General features: G+C 68.9%; 24 protein-coding genes. 23 read left to right on the top strand and 1 reads right to left on the bottom strand.

What is annotated here, in order from left to right:
- The first annotated feature begins 3 nt into the window (after positions 1-3).
- The 13 genes from rplP to rplO all read left to right on the top strand — a co-directional run bounded on the left by rplP (position 4) and on the right by rplO (position 5,684).
- Positions 4-423, top strand: a complete 420-nt coding sequence (rplP, locus tag O145_RS01460; RefSeq protein WP_043558676.1) for a 50S ribosomal protein L16 — start codon at positions 4-6, stop codon at positions 421-423.
- Positions 423-668, top strand: a complete 246-nt coding sequence (rpmC, locus tag O145_RS01455; RefSeq protein ID WP_026406680.1) for a 50S ribosomal protein L29 — start codon at positions 423-425, stop codon at positions 666-668. The genes rplP and rpmC overlap by 1 nt, the downstream gene beginning before the upstream one ends.
- Positions 665-955, top strand: coding sequence for a 30S ribosomal protein S17 (gene rpsQ / locus O145_RS01450; RefSeq protein ID WP_043558673.1), 291 nt, complete (start codon positions 665-667; stop codon positions 953-955). The genes rpmC and rpsQ overlap by 4 nt, the downstream gene beginning before the upstream one ends.
- Before the next feature lie 451 nt (positions 956-1,406).
- Positions 1,407-1,775: a 50S ribosomal protein L14 gene (gene rplN / locus O145_RS01445; RefSeq protein ID WP_043558669.1), complete on the top strand. Its 369-nt coding sequence runs from the start codon at positions 1,407-1,409 to the stop codon at positions 1,773-1,775.
- Between the two features lie 2 nt (positions 1,776-1,777).
- A complete protein-coding gene (gene rplX / locus O145_RS01440) occupies positions 1,778-2,122 on the top strand; it encodes a 50S ribosomal protein L24 (RefSeq protein WP_043558667.1) in 345 nt (114 codons plus the stop codon).
- A 2-nt stretch (positions 2,123-2,124) separates the two neighbouring features.
- Entirely contained in the window at positions 2,125-2,691 is a 567-nt protein-coding gene (gene rplE, locus O145_RS01435; protein ID WP_043558664.1) for a 50S ribosomal protein L5, read from the top strand.
- A gap of 1 nt (position 2,692) precedes the next feature.
- A complete protein-coding gene (locus tag O145_RS01430) occupies positions 2,693-2,878 on the top strand; it encodes a type Z 30S ribosomal protein S14 (RefSeq protein WP_043558661.1) in 186 nt (61 codons plus the stop codon).
- Between the two features lie 58 nt (positions 2,879-2,936).
- A complete protein-coding gene (rpsH, locus tag O145_RS01425) occupies positions 2,937-3,335 on the top strand; it encodes a 30S ribosomal protein S8 (protein WP_043558658.1) in 399 nt (132 codons plus the stop codon).
- Between the two features lie 21 nt (positions 3,336-3,356).
- Positions 3,357-3,896, top strand: a complete 540-nt coding sequence (gene rplF, locus O145_RS01420; RefSeq protein WP_043558656.1) for a 50S ribosomal protein L6 — start codon at positions 3,357-3,359, stop codon at positions 3,894-3,896.
- Between the two features lie 2 nt (positions 3,897-3,898).
- A complete protein-coding gene (gene rplR, locus O145_RS01415; protein ID WP_043558944.1) occupies positions 3,899-4,276 on the top strand; it encodes a 50S ribosomal protein L18 in 378 nt (125 codons plus the stop codon).
- Between the two features lie 31 nt (positions 4,277-4,307).
- Entirely contained in the window at positions 4,308-5,009 is a 702-nt protein-coding gene (gene rpsE, locus O145_RS01410; protein WP_043558654.1) for a 30S ribosomal protein S5, read from the top strand.
- Positions 5,009-5,200: a 50S ribosomal protein L30 gene (rpmD, locus tag O145_RS01405; protein ID WP_043558651.1), complete on the top strand. Its 192-nt coding sequence runs from the start codon at positions 5,009-5,011 to the stop codon at positions 5,198-5,200. The genes rpsE and rpmD overlap by 1 nt, the downstream gene beginning before the upstream one ends.
- Position 5,201: 1 nt before the next feature.
- On the top strand, positions 5,202-5,684 hold the full coding sequence (rplO, locus tag O145_RS01400; RefSeq protein ID WP_043558648.1) for a 50S ribosomal protein L15: 483 nt from the start codon (positions 5,202-5,204) through the stop codon (positions 5,682-5,684).
- Here the strand turns inward: rplO and O145_RS01395 are convergent.
- Positions 5,667-5,954 (bottom strand): hypothetical protein, encoded by a 288-nt coding sequence (locus tag O145_RS01395; RefSeq protein ID WP_043558646.1) that lies wholly within the window; start codon positions 5,952-5,954, stop codon positions 5,667-5,669. The genes rplO and O145_RS01395 overlap by 18 nt on opposite strands.
- A 1,345-nt stretch (positions 5,955-7,299) precedes the next feature.
- Here O145_RS01395 and secY point away from each other — a divergent pair.
- From secY to O145_RS01345, 10 genes are all read left to right on the top strand, one after another.
- The gene (secY, locus tag O145_RS01390) at positions 7,300-8,619 is read left to right on the top strand and encodes a preprotein translocase subunit SecY (RefSeq protein ID WP_043558644.1); all 1,320 of its coding nucleotides are present in this window, start codon (positions 7,300-7,302) and stop codon (positions 8,617-8,619) included.
- Between the two features lie 5 nt (positions 8,620-8,624).
- Positions 8,625-9,194 carry an adenylate kinase gene (locus tag O145_RS01385; RefSeq protein ID WP_043558641.1) on the top strand — a complete coding sequence of 190 codons (570 nt, stop codon included), beginning with the start codon at positions 8,625-8,627 and terminating at the stop codon, positions 9,192-9,194.
- 29 nt (positions 9,195-9,223) lie between these two features.
- On the top strand, positions 9,224-10,105 hold the full coding sequence (gene map, locus O145_RS01380; protein WP_043558640.1) for a type I methionyl aminopeptidase: 882 nt from the start codon (positions 9,224-9,226) through the stop codon (positions 10,103-10,105).
- A 248-nt stretch (positions 10,106-10,353) separates the two neighbouring features.
- Positions 10,354-10,575 carry a translation initiation factor IF-1 gene (infA, locus tag O145_RS01375; protein WP_003781847.1) on the top strand — a complete coding sequence of 74 codons (222 nt, stop codon included), beginning with the start codon at positions 10,354-10,356 and terminating at the stop codon, positions 10,573-10,575.
- Between the two features lie 35 nt (positions 10,576-10,610).
- A complete protein-coding gene (rpmJ, locus tag O145_RS01370) occupies positions 10,611-10,724 on the top strand; it encodes a 50S ribosomal protein L36 (RefSeq protein WP_008729428.1) in 114 nt (37 codons plus the stop codon).
- Positions 10,725-10,903: 179 nt separating this feature from the next.
- Entirely contained in the window at positions 10,904-11,278 is a 375-nt protein-coding gene (gene rpsM, locus O145_RS01365; RefSeq protein WP_043558633.1) for a 30S ribosomal protein S13, read from the top strand.
- A gap of 69 nt (positions 11,279-11,347) precedes the next feature.
- On the top strand, positions 11,348-11,749 hold the full coding sequence (gene rpsK / locus O145_RS01360; RefSeq protein ID WP_043558631.1) for a 30S ribosomal protein S11: 402 nt from the start codon (positions 11,348-11,350) through the stop codon (positions 11,747-11,749).
- 168 nt (positions 11,750-11,917) lie between these two features.
- Positions 11,918-12,919 (top strand): DNA-directed RNA polymerase subunit alpha, encoded by a 1,002-nt coding sequence (locus O145_RS01355; protein ID WP_043558628.1) that lies wholly within the window; start codon positions 11,918-11,920, stop codon positions 12,917-12,919.
- 30 nt (positions 12,920-12,949) lie between these two features.
- Positions 12,950-13,501: a 50S ribosomal protein L17 gene (gene rplQ, locus O145_RS01350; RefSeq protein ID WP_043558625.1), complete on the top strand. Its 552-nt coding sequence runs from the start codon at positions 12,950-12,952 to the stop codon at positions 13,499-13,501.
- 277 nt (positions 13,502-13,778) lie between these two features.
- Entirely contained in the window at positions 13,779-15,116 is a 1,338-nt protein-coding gene (locus O145_RS01345) for a hypothetical protein (RefSeq protein ID WP_043558622.1), read from the top strand.
- Positions 15,117-15,169: the final 53 nt, after the last annotated feature.

The following is a 15,169-nucleotide window of genomic DNA, read 5'->3' as shown; positions in this document are numbered from 1 at the left end:
GCCGTGCTCATCCCTCGCCGGACCAAGTTCCGCAAGCAGCACCGCCCGCACCGCACGGGCATGTCCAAGGGCGGCAATCGGATCGCCTTCGGTGAGTACGGCATCCAGGCCCTGGAGCACGCCTACGTCACCAACCGCCAGATCGAGGCGGCCCGTATTGCCATGACCCGTCACATCAAGCGCGGCGGCAAGGTGTGGATCAACATCTTCCCGGACCGCCCGCTGACCAAGAAGCCCGCCGAGACCCGCATGGGCTCCGGCAAGGGCGCCCCCGAGTGGTGGATCGCCAACGTCAAGCCCGGACGCGTCATGTTCGAGCTCGGCGGTGTCGATGAGGCGCTCGCCCGCGAGGCCATGCGCCGCGCCCAGCACAAGCTTCCGATGAAGACCCGTTTCGTGACTCGTGAGGGTGGTGACGTCTGATGGCCATCGGCTCGAAGGATCTGACCCCGACCGACCTGGACGCCATGGACAACGAGCGCCTCGCCGAGGAGCTCTCCAAGGCCAAGGCCGAGCTGTTCAACCTCCGGTTCGCCGCCGCGACCGGACAGCTCGAGGACCACGGCCGTCTTAAGGCCGTGCGTCGCGACATCGCCCGTATCCACACGATCGTGCGCGAGCGCGAGCTCGGCATCCGTACCGCTCCCAGCAGCCAGGAGTCCAAGTGAGCGAGCAGAGTAACAACAGCGCCACCGAGCCCAAGGAGCGCAACCAGCGCAAGGTCCGCCGCGGCTACGTCGTGTCCGACAAGATGGACAAGACCGTCGTCGTCGAGGTCGAGGAGCGCTACAAGCACTCCCTGTACGGCAAGGTCCTTCGTCGTTCCAAGAAGGTCAAGGTCCACGACGAGCACAATGAGGCTCACCCCGGCGACCTTGTCCGGATTATGGAGACCCGCCCGCTGAGCGCCACCAAGCACTGGCGCCTGGTCGAGATCATTGAGAAGGCCAAGTGACCTCTTGCTGAGTCCGGCCCACCGAGGCCGGCGACCGCGCGCGACGCCGCAGCACCCCGCCCGGGCGCTGCGGCGTCCGTCAATCGCCGCTCGCGTCCCCGCCCACCGTCCCGGTGGCCGCGCGGGCGGCGGCGATCGGCCGACGACGGCGCCGTCGTCGTAGAGCCGAAACGGGAGCGGGCGGCGCCGGTGAGCAAAGGCACAGGCGGGCGGAAGGCTGCGCGGTACCGCCTCACTTGCGGCCTGCACTAGAGTGACGGAGTTGCGTGCGCCCTCGGCGCGTCCGCCGGAGACCTCGTGCCTCGTGCGCCTGTGTCTGGCGGAAGAGCGAGCCGCGGACTCCACCCGCCCCCGGCGGGCAGAGCAGCACGCAAGAGAAGAAGGAACGTTCGGCCAGGCTCGCTCGCCCTCGGGAGGGTCGAGAACCGGCTCGACGACAGGAGAACACTCAATGATCCAGCAGGAGTCGCGACTGAAGGTCGCCGACAACACCGGTGCCAAGGAGATCCTTTGCATCCGTGTGCTCGGCGGCTCGGGTCGGCGCTATGCGGGTATCGGTGACACGATCGTCGCCACCGTGAAGGACGCCATCCCCGGCGGCAATGTCAAGAAGGGCGATGTCGTCAAGGCCGTCATCGTGCGCACGCGCAAGGAGCGCCGGCGCCCGGACGGCTCGTACATCCGTTTCGATGACAACGCCGCCGTCCTCCTCAAGAACGACGTGGAGCCGCGCGGCACGCGCATTTTCGGCCCCGTCGGCCGTGAGCTTCGCGAGAAGAAGTTCATGCGCATTGTCTCGCTCGCCCTGGAGGTGATCTGAATATGGCGCGCATTAAGAAGGGTGACCAGGTCATCGTCATCGCCGGCAAGGACAAGGGCAAGACGGGGCGCGTGCTCAAGGTGATGCCCGCCGTCGACCGCGTCGTCGTCGAGGGCGTTCAGCGCGTGACCAAGCACGTCAAGGCCGGGCAGAACGCCCAGGGCGCCCGCACAGGCGGCATCGAGACCGTGGAGGCCCCGATCCACATCTCCAACGTCATGCCCATCGACCCCAAGACCAAGAAGCGCACCCGCGTCGGCTTCCGCGTCGAGGAGGGCGTGCGCCCCGACGGCCGCAAGCGCCTGGTTCGCGTGCGCTACGCCAAGAAGTCCGGGGAGGACCTGTGATCATGACTGACAAGGCTGACAAGATCACCCCCCGCCTGAAGACGAAGTACATCCAGGAGGTGCACCCGGCCCTCCGCAAGGAGTTCAAGCACGGCAACGTGATGGAGGTCGGGCGCATCGTCAAGGTCGTGGTCAACATGGGCGTGGGCGAGGCCGCCCACGACTCCAAGATGATCGAGGGCGCCGTGCGCGACCTGGCCGCCATCACGGGGCAGAAGCCCCAGGTGACCAGGGCCCGCAAGTCCATCGCCCAGTTCAAGCTGCGCGAGGGCCAGCCGATCGGCGCGCACGCCACGCTGCGCGGCGACCGCATGTGGGAGTTCCTCGACCGCCTCATCTCGATCGCGCTTCCCCGCATCCGCGACTTCCGCGGCCTGTCCCCGAAGCAGTTCGACGGCAACGGCAACTACACCTTCGGTCTGACCGAGCAGGCCGTCTTCCATGAGATCGACCAGGACAAGATCGACCGCGTCCGCGGCATGGACATCACCGTGGTGACCACGGCCAAGACCGACGAGGAGGCCCGCTCGCTGCTCAAGCAGCTCGGCTTCCCCCTCAAGGAGAAGTGACATGGCGAAGACCGCTCTGATCGAGAAGGCCAACCGCAAGCCCAAGTTCCGCGTCCGCGCCTACACCCGCTGCCAGCGCTGCGGCCGGCCGCACTCGGTGTACCGCAAGTTCGGCCTGTGCCGTATCTGCCTGCGCGAGATGGCCCTCAGCGGCCAGCTCCCCGGCGTGAGCAAGTCCAGCTGGTAAGAACTTACGTCGCAGGTCCGATGAGGAAACCACGACGAGGAAGGGCCGAGGCCCACTCATGACTATGACAGACCCGATCGCAGACATGCTGACTCGTCTGCGTAATGCAAACAACGCCTACCACGACACCGTCTCGATGCCGTCGAGCAAGCTCAAGGTGAACATCGCGCGGATGCTCAAGGCCGAGGGCTACATCGCCGGCTACGAGGTCACCGACGCGACGGTGGGCAAGACGCTCACGCTGAGCCTGAAGTACGGAGCCAACCGCCAGCGGGCCATCCAGGGCCTCAAGCGCATCTCCAAGCCCGGCCTGCGCGTCTACGCCAAGTCCACGAACCTGCCCAAGGTCCTCGGCGGCCTGGGGGTGGCGATCCTGTCCACCTCCTCCGGCCTGCTGACCGACAAGCAGGCCGAGTCCAGAGGCGTGGGCGGCGAAGTGCTCGCCTACGTCTGGTGAGATAAGGAACGGAGGAGAACCATGTCTCGCATTGGACGACTTCCCGTTCCGGTTCCCGCCGGAGTGGACGTCACTATCGAGGGCAACGAGGTGACGGTCAAGGGCCCCAAGGGCACCCTGTCGCGCACAATCGCCCAGCCGCTGAGCGTCACCCGCCAGGAGGACGGCACCATCCTGGTGACCCGCCCCAATGACGAGCGCGAGTCCCGCTCGTTGCACGGCCTGTCCCGCACGCTCATCAACAACATGGTCATCGGCGTCACCGAGGGCTACTCCAAGCAGCTCGAGATCGTCGGCACCGGTTACCGCGCCGTCCAGAAGGGCACCGGCGTCGAGCTCTCGGTGGGCTTCTCCCACACCGTGACGGTCGAGCCCCCCGAGGGCATCGACCTGAAGGTCGAGGGGAACCTGAAGATCATCGTCTCGGGCATCTCCAAGGAGCGGGTCGGCGAGGTCGCCGCGAACATCCGCAAGATCCGCCCGCCGGAGCCCTACAAGGGCAAGGGCGTGCGCTACGCCGGCGAGAACGTGCGCCGCAAGGTCGGAAAGGCTGGTAAGTGACCATGGCTTACTCGATCAAGAGGACCAGGAACTCCAAGGCTGTGGCCCGCAAGCTCCGCCACCAGCGCGTGCGCAAGCGCGTCAACGGCACCCCGGAGCGCCCGCGCCTGGTCGTCAGCCGCTCCAACCGCCACATGGTGGCCCAGGTCGTGGACGACACCATCGGTCACACGCTGTGCTCCGCCTCGACCCTGGAGGAGGCCGTCAAGGGGGTCCCGGGCCACAAGGTCGGCGCCGCCCGCAGGGTCGGCGAGCTCGTGGCCGAGCGCGCCAGAGCGCTCGGCATCGAGGCGGTCGTCTTCGACCGCGGCGGCAACAAGTACCACGGTCGCGTGGCGGCCGTCGCCGAGGGCGCCCGCGAGGCCGGCCTGACGCTGTGAGCAAGACGACGAGAAAGCAAAGGAGTATCTGATGGCTGCACCGCAGCGAGACAGGTCCGCGTCGTCCGGCGGCTCGGGCCAGCGCGACAACGAGCGCGGCGAGGGCCGCGGCCGTCGCGACCGCAACGAGCGTCGCGACCGCCGCGACCGCGGCAACGACGACAAGTACATTGAGCGCGTCGTCACCATCAACCGCGTGTCCAAGGTCGTCAAGGGCGGCCGTCGCTTCACCTTCACGGCGCTGGTCGTCGTCGGCGACGGCGAGGGCACCGTGGGCGTGGGATACGGCAAGGCGAAGGAGGTCCCCTCCGCCATCGCCAAGGCCGTCGAGATCGCGAAGAAGAACTTCTTCCACGTCCCGATGATCCGCCGCACCATCCCGCACCTGGTCCAGGGCGAGGACTCCGCCGGAGTCGTCCTCCTGCGCCCGGCCTCGCCCGGTACCGGCGTGATCGCCGGCGGTCCGGTGCGCGCCGTGCTGGACTGCGCCGGTGTCCACGACGTCCTGTCCAAGTCGCTCGGCTCCTCCAACGCGATCAACATCGTCCACGCGACGGTGGACGCGCTGACCAAGCTCGAGCAGCCGGAGTCCGTCGCGGCTCGCCGAGGGCTGCCCCTGGAGGACGTCGCCCCGCAGTCCATGCTGCGGGCCCGGGCCGAGGGCGAGGCCCACAAGCGCGCCGAGGCCGAGAAGAAGGAGGCCGCCAAGGCCGCTGAAGGAGTGGGTGCGTAATGGCCACTACCACCAAGCAGGTCAAGGTGACCCAGGTCCGCTCGGGCATCGGCGGCACGCGTCGTCAGCGCGAGACGCTGAAGTCCCTCGGCCTGCGCAAGATCCGCCAGTCCGTCGTCCGCGAGGACAACGCGTCCGTCCGCGGCATGATCGCCAGGGTGGCGCACCTCGTCACCGTTGAGGAGGCCTGAGATGGCTGACACCAAGAAGACCGGGGGGCAGGCCGAGGAGGGGCAGATCATCAGGCTGCACCACCTCCGCCCCGCCCCCGGATCCAAGAAGGCCAAGACCCGCGTGGGCCGCGGTGAGGGCTCCAAGGGCAAGACCGCCGGCCGCGGAACCAAGGGGACCAAGGCCCGTCGCCGGGTCCGTCCCGGCTTCGAGGGCGGTCAGATGCCGCTGCACATGCGGCTGCCCAAGCTGCGCGGCTTCAAGAACCCCAACCGCATCGAGTACCAGCCCGTCAACGTCGGCCGCATCGTCGAGCTCTTCCCCGACGGCGGCGCGGTCACTGTTGAGGACCTCGTCGCCAAGGGCGCCGTGCGCGGGCGCCGCCTGGTCAAGGTCCTGGGCTCGGGCGATGTGGAGGTCAAGCTCGACGTCGTCGTCGACGCCTGGTCCGCCTCCGCCAAGGAGAAGATCGAGGCGGCCGGAGGCTCACTCACCGCTCGCTGATATCTCGTCACGTGCGCGGGGTACCTCCCCGTGCATGCCCAGGAGCCCCGTCCTGCCGCTCAGCCGCAGGACGGGGCCCTCGCTGTTGCGGAGGAGGCAGGGGCCCTGGCTCCGATCGCGGTCGGCAGGCCCCTGTGCGGAACATGCGCTCAGCGCCTCGGGGGCAGAAGCGGTTCCAGCCGGCGCCGAGGGCCCCTCGTCGATCCAGGCGGGGACGTCCATGAGGGTCTTCGCACGCTGCTCGATGGCCTCCCCAACGACGGCGCCCATGGTCGTTCCCTTGCTTGCTGATGCCCGGTTCGCCGCAGCTTCATGCGGGGAGGCGGCGACCGCTCCTGCGGGGTCCGCCTCCACGTGCGCGACCGCTCTTTACGGCTCACCAGCCCGCGCCGACCACCTCCGCACTTTCGCAACAGGGCTTAGATGATTGGTTCCAACAGGGCGGGTCGCCCGGTCGCATCCTTCGCGGTCGTACCTCAGGGGGAGCGGTCGTACGTTAAAGGCACGGCCGCGCCCCCTGAGGTGCGACCCGGTGGGTGAGGGTACGACTTCGTGGGGGATCTGGTCGATCTCGACGCGGAGGTCTGCCGGCCTGAGGAGCCGCCGCAGACGGCGCGAGGCGGCGCAGAGCGGTGCGGGGCCCGTCGTCTGGGCGTCCGCCCGGGGTGCGCCGGCGAACGTGAACGTACCTTCGCAACGTCAACGTACCTTTCTCGCATCCTACTGAGCTCTACCCCCAGTAGGATGCGAGAAAGGTACGTTCATGCGATGAACCTCCGTTGACGTTGGGGCGGGCGCTCGGCTCGGTCCCGCCCCGGAATCAATCGTCTAGGTTCCGGTTCTGGCTCCGGCTTCTCGACGCGGCGGCGTCGGGATCTGTTCGCCGGAGGGGGCGGGGGTCGTCGGTGGCGTTCCGGGACCCGGGTCGGGAGGCGCCATGCTGCCCCTTCCGCCGAGATCGGTTCGCTTCCGCGTCGAGATCGGTTCGCGGAGCCTGCCGGTCATCCTCGTTGCCCCGGAGTCAGCCGTCTCGATGGCCGGCTCCGGGGCGGGCGGGTGTCCGCCAGAATGACATTGGCCGCCCGGGCTCTCGGAGCACCGGTGGGGAGCCGCGTCATTGCAGGGGCGGTCGTCGAGCGGGACGGCGCCCAGGAGCTCTAATGTCATTCTGACGGACATCCGGTTCTGGGGCCGGGCTGCGATCGGCCGCGGTGAGCTGAGCGGCCCGTAATCCATAACGGGACGGGTGTGACTGAAGAGATTTTTGGGGCTCCTGGTACTCGGAACCGATCTCGAGCCGGAACTCGACCGATCTCGGCGCGGAAGCGGACCGATCTCGGTGCGGAAGCGGACCGATCTCGGTGCGGAAACGGACCGATCTCGAGCCGGAATACGACCGATCTCGGCGAAGGGGGCCGGTGCGTGCCCGTTCCCGCTCTCTCGCGGCGCGGCCCCGGCGGCGTGACCGATACCCCGTTGCGGCCGAGCCGCGACCCGGTGACACTGGCCGGAGGCAGGGTAGGGTGGCGTGCGGTGCTCTCCCGGCGCCGGAGCGCCAGCGCCCGTGGCGGGCAGGTCGGCGCCCTGACATCTTTCCGCAACCAGAGGAGACCGAGTGCTCAGCGCGTTCATGCAGGCGTTCAGGACGCCGGACCTCAGGGCGAAGCTCCTCTTCACCCTCGGCATTATGGCCCTGTTCCGCCTGGGGTCGGTCATGCCGACGCCGGGCGTGGACCTGACCAATGTTCAGCAGTGCATCGGGGAGAGCCAGCAGCAGGGGGCGGCCGGCCTGCTGAGCCTCATCGACATCTTCTCCGGCGGTGCCCTGCTGCAGCTGAGCGTCTTCGCGCTGGGCATCATGCCCTACATCACGGCGTCGATCATCATCCAGCTGCTGCGCGTCGTCATCCCCCGCTTCGAGGAGCTTTACAAGGAGGGGCAGGCGGGCACCGCCAAGCTCACCGAGTACACGCGCTACCTCACCATCGGCCTGGGCCTGCTGCAGTCCTCCACCATTGTCGCCACGGCCGCGGCCGGCAGGCTCTTCGGCAACTGCAGCGTGCCGGTCATCCCCCACACCGCCCACGGCAACACCCTCAGGCTGGCGCTCATGGTCGTCACCATGACCGCCGGCACCGGCCTGATCATGTGGCTGGGCGAGCTCATCACCGAGCGCGGCATCGGCAACGGCATGTCGCTGCTCATCTTCACCTCGATCGTGGCGCGCATGCCCCAGAACCTGCTGGCCATCGCGCGGGGCAGCGCCAAGGGCGGCGGGATCTCCAACTTCCTCATCGTGGTCGCCATCATCCTGGCGGCCACCGTCGCGGTGGTCTTCATCGAGCAGGCTACGCGCCGCATACCGGTCCAGTACGCCAAGCGCATGGTCGGCCGGCGCCAGTACGGCGGCTCGACCACCTACATCCCCGTCAAGATCAATACCGCGGGCGTCATCCCGGTCATCTTCGCCTCCTCGATCCTGTCCATGCCCCAGCTCGTCTCCCAGTTCGGCGACCCGAGGAGCTCATGGGTCCAGTGGATCGGGAATAACCTCAGGCAGACGGACACCTTCTACCTCGTCGGCTACGGCGTCCTCATCCTCTTCTTCACCTTCTTCTACACGGCGATCACCTTCAACCCCGAGGAGATCGCGGACAATATGAAGAAGTACGGCGGGTTCATCCCCGGCATCCGCGCCGGCGAGCCGACGGCGCGCTATCTGCGGTACGTCATCAACCGCGTGACGGTGGCGGGATCCGTCTACCTCGTCGTCCTGGCCCTGCTGCCCACCCTCGCGGTCATCTGGCTCGGGCTGTCCCAGAACCTGCCCTTCGGCGGCACGACCATCCTTATTATGGTCGGGGTCGGTCTCCAGACGGTCAAGGAGATCAACTCCCAGCTTCAGCAGCGCCACTACGAAGGGTTCCTCTCATGACACGCATGGTCCTCCTCGGCCCCCCCGGGGCGGGCAAGGGCACCCAGGCCGCCCGCATCTGCGAGCGCCTGTCCATCCCGGCCATCTCCACCGGCGACATCTTCCGCGCCAACGTCTCCAGGGGGACCGAGCTCGGCGGTCGCGCCAGGCAGTACATGGACAGGGGCGAGTACGTGCCCGACTCCGTGACCAACGCGATGGTCGCCGACCGCCTGGCCGAGGCCGACGCCGCGCAGGGCTTCCTGCTGGACGGCTACCCCCGCACGCAGGCGCAGGTCCACGAGCTCGACGCCATGCTTGCCGACAGCGGTCTCGCCCTGGACGTCGTCCTGGAGATCACCGCGGACGCCGAGGTCGTCGTCGACCGCCTCCTCAAGCGGGCCACCGAGCAGAACCGCGCCGACGACACTGAGTCGGTCATCCGCCGTCGTCTCGAGGTCTATGCCGAGGCCACCGAGCCGCTGGCCGCGCTGTACGAGGGCCGCGGCCTGCTCGTGCGGGTCGACGGCACCGGCGACGTCGACGAGGTCACCGAGCGCATTATGGCCGCGCTCGCCTCCCGCACGGCCGCCTGACCGGTCGGCCACCACACGCAGGAGGAAGCGTGAGACTGCGCAACCGCATTGAGATCAAGACGCCCGACCAGGTGCGTCACATGCGACGCGCGGGCCTCGTCGTCGCCGATGTCCATGCCGCTCTGCGCGAGGCGGTGCGCCCGGGGGTGACCACCGGCGAGCTCGATGCCGTGTGCGCGGCCACGATCGAGCGCTCCGGCGCCCACTCCAACTTCCTGGGCTACTACGACTACCCGGCCACCGTGTGCATCTCGGTCAACGAGGAGGTCGTGCACGGCATCCCGGGGGAGCGGGTGCTGCGCGAGGGCGACCTGGTGACCTTCGACTGCGGCGCCTACGTGCTCGACGAGTCCGGCACCCAGTGGCACGGCGACGCCGCCTTCACCACCGTCGTCGGCGGGCGCTACGCCGGCGACGCCGACCGGGTCCTGGACACCACGACCCGCCGGGCCCTGTGGGCGGCCATCGCGGCGCTCGCCCGCGCGCTGGCCGGGGACGCCTCCGGGCGCGCGGGGCGCATCAACGCCGTCGGCGACGCCGTCGAGGACGTCGTCGCCGAGGCGTGCCGCGACCACGGCATCTGCCTGGGCATCCTCGAGGACTACGTCGGCCACGGGATCGGCACCGCCATGCACATGGCGCCCGACGTCCTGAACTACTCGGTCAGGCGCCGCGGGGCCCGCCTGCGGCCGGGCATGGTGCTCGCAGTCGAGCCCATGCTCACCGCCGGCGAGCCCGAGGTCGAGGAGCTCGACGACGGGTGGACGGTGGTGACCGCCGACGGGTCGCGTGCCGCCCAGTGGGAGCACACGGTGGCGCTGGTGCCCGGGGGCGTGTGGGTCCTGACCGCCTCCGACGGCGGGGTGGAGGGGCTGGACCCCTACGGCATCGAGCCGCGCCCGCTGCGCTGAGGCCGCAGCCCCGGCCCCCCGTCCCGGTGTGTCCGGAAACACCGCGGTTGCGCCTGATCTCGCATGGTGGTTGGCGGGCGGCCTGTCGTATTCTTGGCAGTCGGTGCGCCAGGTGGCCCGGCGCGCTCGCGTTTGCAGGCCGCGTGGGGAGCCCGCAAGGGTGCAGGCGAGGCGGTGGGCCCGAGGGCGCGTCGTCCGACGGCGTCGTCGTCGGAGGAACTCGAGCGAGAAAGCACCGGCGGAGGAACATGGCTAAGAAGGACGGCGTCATCGAGGTCGAGGGTTCGGTCGTCGAGGCCCTTCCGAACGCGATGTTCCGGGTGGAGCTGAGCAACGGGCACGTCGTGCTCGCGCACATCTCCGGCAAGATGCGGCAGCACTACATCCGCATCCTCCCCGAGGACCGCGTGGTCGTGGAGCTGAGCCCCTATGACCTCTCCCGCGGCCGCATCGTCTATCGGTACAAGTGACAGTCCTCCCCGCACGGGGACGACGGAGGAACATTATGAAGGTCAAGCCGAGCGTGAAGAAGATCTGTGACAGCTGCAAGGTGATCCGTCGCCACGGCCGCGTCATGGTCATCTGCTCCAACCCGCGGCACAAGCAGCGCCAGGGCTGAGCCCGCGCGCGCGGCCACTGCGGCGATCAGCGCCGATCGGTGGCCCACAATCAGCGCCCGCTCCAGCGGCCGCCGGCTCGCGCCGGTCCGCAACCCCCGGTTCCCGGAGGCCGGGGCCGTCGATGAGATGACGGAGGGGCGGGTGACGACCTCCGGGAGCACACAGGAGAACCACCGCAGTGGCACGTATTTCCGGTGTCGACCTGCCTCGCGACAAGCGAGTCGAGGTCGCTCTCACCTACATCTTCGGGGTCGGGCGCACACGTGCGGCCGAGACCCTCGCGGCCACCGGGGTCAACCCGGACACCCGCGTCAAGGACCTCGCCGAGGACGAGCTGGTCGCCCTGCGCAACCACATCGAGGCCAGCTACCGGGTGGAGGGCGACCTGCGCCGCGCGGTCCAGGCCGACATCCGCCGCAAGATCGAGATCGGCTGCTACCAGGGTCTGCGCCACCGCCGCCACCTGCCGGTGCGCGGCCAGCGCACCAAGACCAACGCGCGCACCCGCAAGGGCCCCAAGCGGACCGTGGCCGGCAAGAAGAAGGCCAAGTAACAGGTAAGCAGCAGCCCACGGCGCGGGCCCGGCCCGCCGTGGAACGACCTCATCGAAGAAGAAGGAAGAATGCCCCCCAAGACCCGCTCCACCGTGCGCAAGCCGCGCCGCAAGGACCGCAAGAACGTCACGCACGGCCACGCCTACATCAAGTCGACCTTCAACAACACGATCGTGTCCCTGACCGACCCCCACGGCGCCGTCATCGCCTGGGCCTCCTCCGGCCAGGTCGGCTTCAAGGGCTCCCGCAAGTCGACCCCCTACGCCGCCCAGCTCGCCGCCGAGGCCGCCGCCCGCCGGGCGCAGGAGCACGGCATGAAGAAGGTCGACGTCTTCGTCAAGGGGCCCGGCTCTGGCCGCGAGACCGCGATCCGCTCTCTCCAGGCCGCCGGCCTCGAGGTCGGCTCCATCACGGACGTGACACCCCAGGCCCACAACGGCTGCCGCCCCCCGAAGCGCCGCCGCGTCTGAGGCTCCACGGCCCTCGGCGTCCCCGCCCGGTGGAGGGCCGGGGGCGCCGACGGCTGAACGGGTCCATCCCGCCGGGGTGGGCCGGCCGCCGTCGGGAGCGTCCCCCGACGGCAGCCGCACCATGAGGAACGGCGTCATATAGCGGGCGCCGCGACGAAAGGAAACCCAGTGCTCATTGCACAGCGACCCGCGCTCTCCGAGGAGGTCGTCGAGGACAGCCGCCGCTCGCGGTTCGTCATCGAGCCCCTCGAGCCCGGTTTCGGATACACGCTCGGCAACTCACTGCGCCGCACGCTGCTGTCGTCCATCCCGGGCGCGGCCGTCACCTCCGTGCGCATCGACGGAGTCCCGCACGAGTTCCGCACGATCGCCGGAGTCAAGGAGGATGTCACGCAGATCATCCTCAACATCAAGGAGATCGTGCTCTCCAGCGAGAACGACGAGCCGGTCGTGATGTACCTGCGCAAGTCCGGGCCGGGAGCCGTCACCGCCGGTGACATCACCCCGCCCGCCGGCGTCGAGATCCACAACCCCGAGCTGGTCATCGCCACCCTCAACGAGAAGGGCAAGCTCGAGATCGAGCTGACCGTCGAGCGCGGCCGCGGCTACGTGTCGGCCAACCAGAACAAGGACCCCAACGCGGAGATCTCCCGCATCCCCGTGGACTCGATCTACTCGCCGGTCAAGAAGGTCTCCTACGCCGTCGAGGCCACCAGAGTCGAGCAGCGCACCGACTTCGACCGCCTCATCGTCGATGTCGAGACCAAGGCCTCCATGACGCCCCGCGACGCGCTGGCCTCGGCCGGCAAGACGCTGGTCGAGCTCTTCGGGCTGGCCCGCGAGCTCAACGTCGAGGCCGAGGGCATCGAGGTCGGCCCCTCGCCCATGGACCAGGCGCTCCAGCAGGACCTCGCCCTCATGATCGACGAGCTGGACCTGCAGGCGCGCTCCTCCAACGCCCTCAAGCGCGAGGGCATCCACACCGTCGGCGAGCTCGTCGCACGCAGCGAGGCGGACCTGCTCGACATCCGCAACTTCGGTGCCAAGTCGATCTCCGAGATCAAGGAGAAGCTGGCCGAGCTGGGCCTGTCCCTCAAGGGCTCCCCGGCCGACTACGCCTCCGAGGACGACTACACCAGCCCCACGTTCAGCGACGAGCAGCACGCCTGAGCCCGCCCGTCATTTCATTAGGAGACAACCATGCCTCGCCCAACCAAGGGTCCCCGCCTGGGTGGAAGCGCCCAGCACGAGCGCCACATGCTGGCCAACCTCGCCACCCAGCTCATCATCCATGAGTCGATCACGACGACGGAGGCCCGCGCCCGGCGCCTGCGCCCCTACGCCGAGAAGCTCATCACCAAGGGCAAGCGCGGCGACCTGCACGCCCGCCGCACTGTGATGAAGAAGATCACGGACAAGTACGCCGTCTACCGCCTCTTCGAGGAGCTCGCCCCCCAGTTCGAGGGGCGCAACGGCGGCTACACCCGCATTATCAAGACCAGGCCGCGCAGGGGCGACAACGCTCCCATGGCCGTGATCTCGCTGGTCCTGGAGCCCGTGGCCAAGAAGGAGGCTGTGGCCGACGCCGTCGAGACCGCCAAGCGGGCCGCTGCCAAGGCCGCGACCGACCGCGCCGAGGGGACCGAGCAGGCCGGGGAGGGTGCCGACCAGACGGAGGAGGCCTCCGTGCAGGCGCCCTCCGACGGTGCCGCCGATGCCGCCGACAAGGGCGACGAGGCGCCCGGCGCCTGAGGCCTGTGCGCACGCTCTCCGCGCCGTGGGGTCCGGTCGCCGACTGGCGACCGGACCCCACGGCTGTCGTAGACGTCTCATAATCACATATTTGTCGTGACAAGACTCACGCTTGATTTCGATGTTCTTCCCTTATGAGGTTTCACTTTGGTCACGATCGCGCTAGGCTGATCCGGTAACTCAAGTTGCGATCTACCCCGATGGAGTTCCCATGCCTCTAGCAAGAACATCTGCCAGCAGGCCGACCACGCGATCCCTGACGCGGCGTGTGGTTGGCGTGTTCGCCGCCACCGGTCTCGCCACGACCCTGGGCTGGGCCGCACTGGCCGTGCCCGTGGCCCAGGCCGACGACCCGGGACCCGTGAACGTCACCAATGTCGTCACCAAGTCGAACAACGCCGAGAGTTGGGCCCAGCTCAGCATCACCGCTGACTGGAACGCCGACCACCCGAAGGCCGGGCAGACCCTGACCCTCGACCTCGGCGAGGGGCTGCAGTGGGCCAGCGGCGTTGACTTCAAGCTCGTCAAGAAGGACGACCCGTCGGTCACCCTCGGCGACTGCACCGCGGTCATCAACTCCCAGCACCTGACCTGCACTCTTAACAACACCGTCGAGCAGTGGGACCACGTCGTCGGCACCCTGTCGGCCCGCGGCCAGATCACCCCCGACCTCATCGGCAAGAAGGAGTCGACGGTCGTTGCCAACGGCAAGACCTTCAAGGTCGTCCCCGGTGACAGCGACGGCGACGGCACCTGCGACACCGACCACTGCGACGGCGTGATCCCCGAGCAGGCCCGCAAGAAGAACGCCAAGATCGGCTGGATGAGCGACCTGAAGGACGGCACCTACACCTGGACCTGGACGGTCAACGTCTACGGCTCCACCTCCTACACCGTCGTCGACCCCGAGGGCACCTACAGCAAGGTCGAGTGCACGAACTCCGACTGGTCCCAGAAGTGGAGGGTGACCGACGTCAAGAACGACAAGGACAACCACACGGTCTCCTGGTCGGTTGACAACAGCGAGACCGTCTGCCGAGTCTTCTACACCTCGACCTCCAGCACGGACTCCGACACCAAGGACAACACGGCCACGGTCAACGGCGAGAACCTGACCGCCACGGCGAAGGCCCGCACCGTCGGCCAGGGCGACGGCGACGGAACCAACGACGAGCCGACCCCGACTCCCTCGGTCGTCCCCACGGAGCCCGCTCCGACCGCCGAGCCGACTGCGACGCCCACCAACCCCTCCAACCACGGCGGCTCCAACGACGCCGGCGGTAACGAGAGGAAGGGCGGTGGAGACGTGGAGATCCCCGCCAACCCCGTCCTGCCCGAGGTTCCGATCGAGCCCGACGACGGCGCGGAGAAGCCCGGTGACAACGGCCAGGGCCAGGGTGGCGCGGAGAAGCCCGCCGCCCCGGAGCAGCCCGCTGCGCCGGCCGCCGGTGAGCCCGTTGCCGCCACGACCGACGCGGTCGCCGCTCCGGCTACCGAGCCCAAGAAGCCCGCGCTGGCCCACACCGGTGCCGCCGCCGGCGCGACCGGCCTGGCCGCCGTCGCGGCCCTGGCCGCCGGTGGTCTCGGCCTGAAGCTGTCGCGCCGCCGCGCCTGAGGGCGAGGCGCCCCGCAGCGCATCTGAATAACCACCGGTCCCCCGGCTCGGCT

This window comes from Actinomyces israelii DSM 43320, from assembly GCF_000711965.1.
GTDB lineage: Bacteria > Actinomycetota > Actinomycetes > Actinomycetales > Actinomycetaceae > Actinomyces > Actinomyces israelii.
The sequence above is the reverse complement of the archived record's forward strand: the minus strand, read 5'-3'. Positions and strand labels throughout refer to the sequence as shown.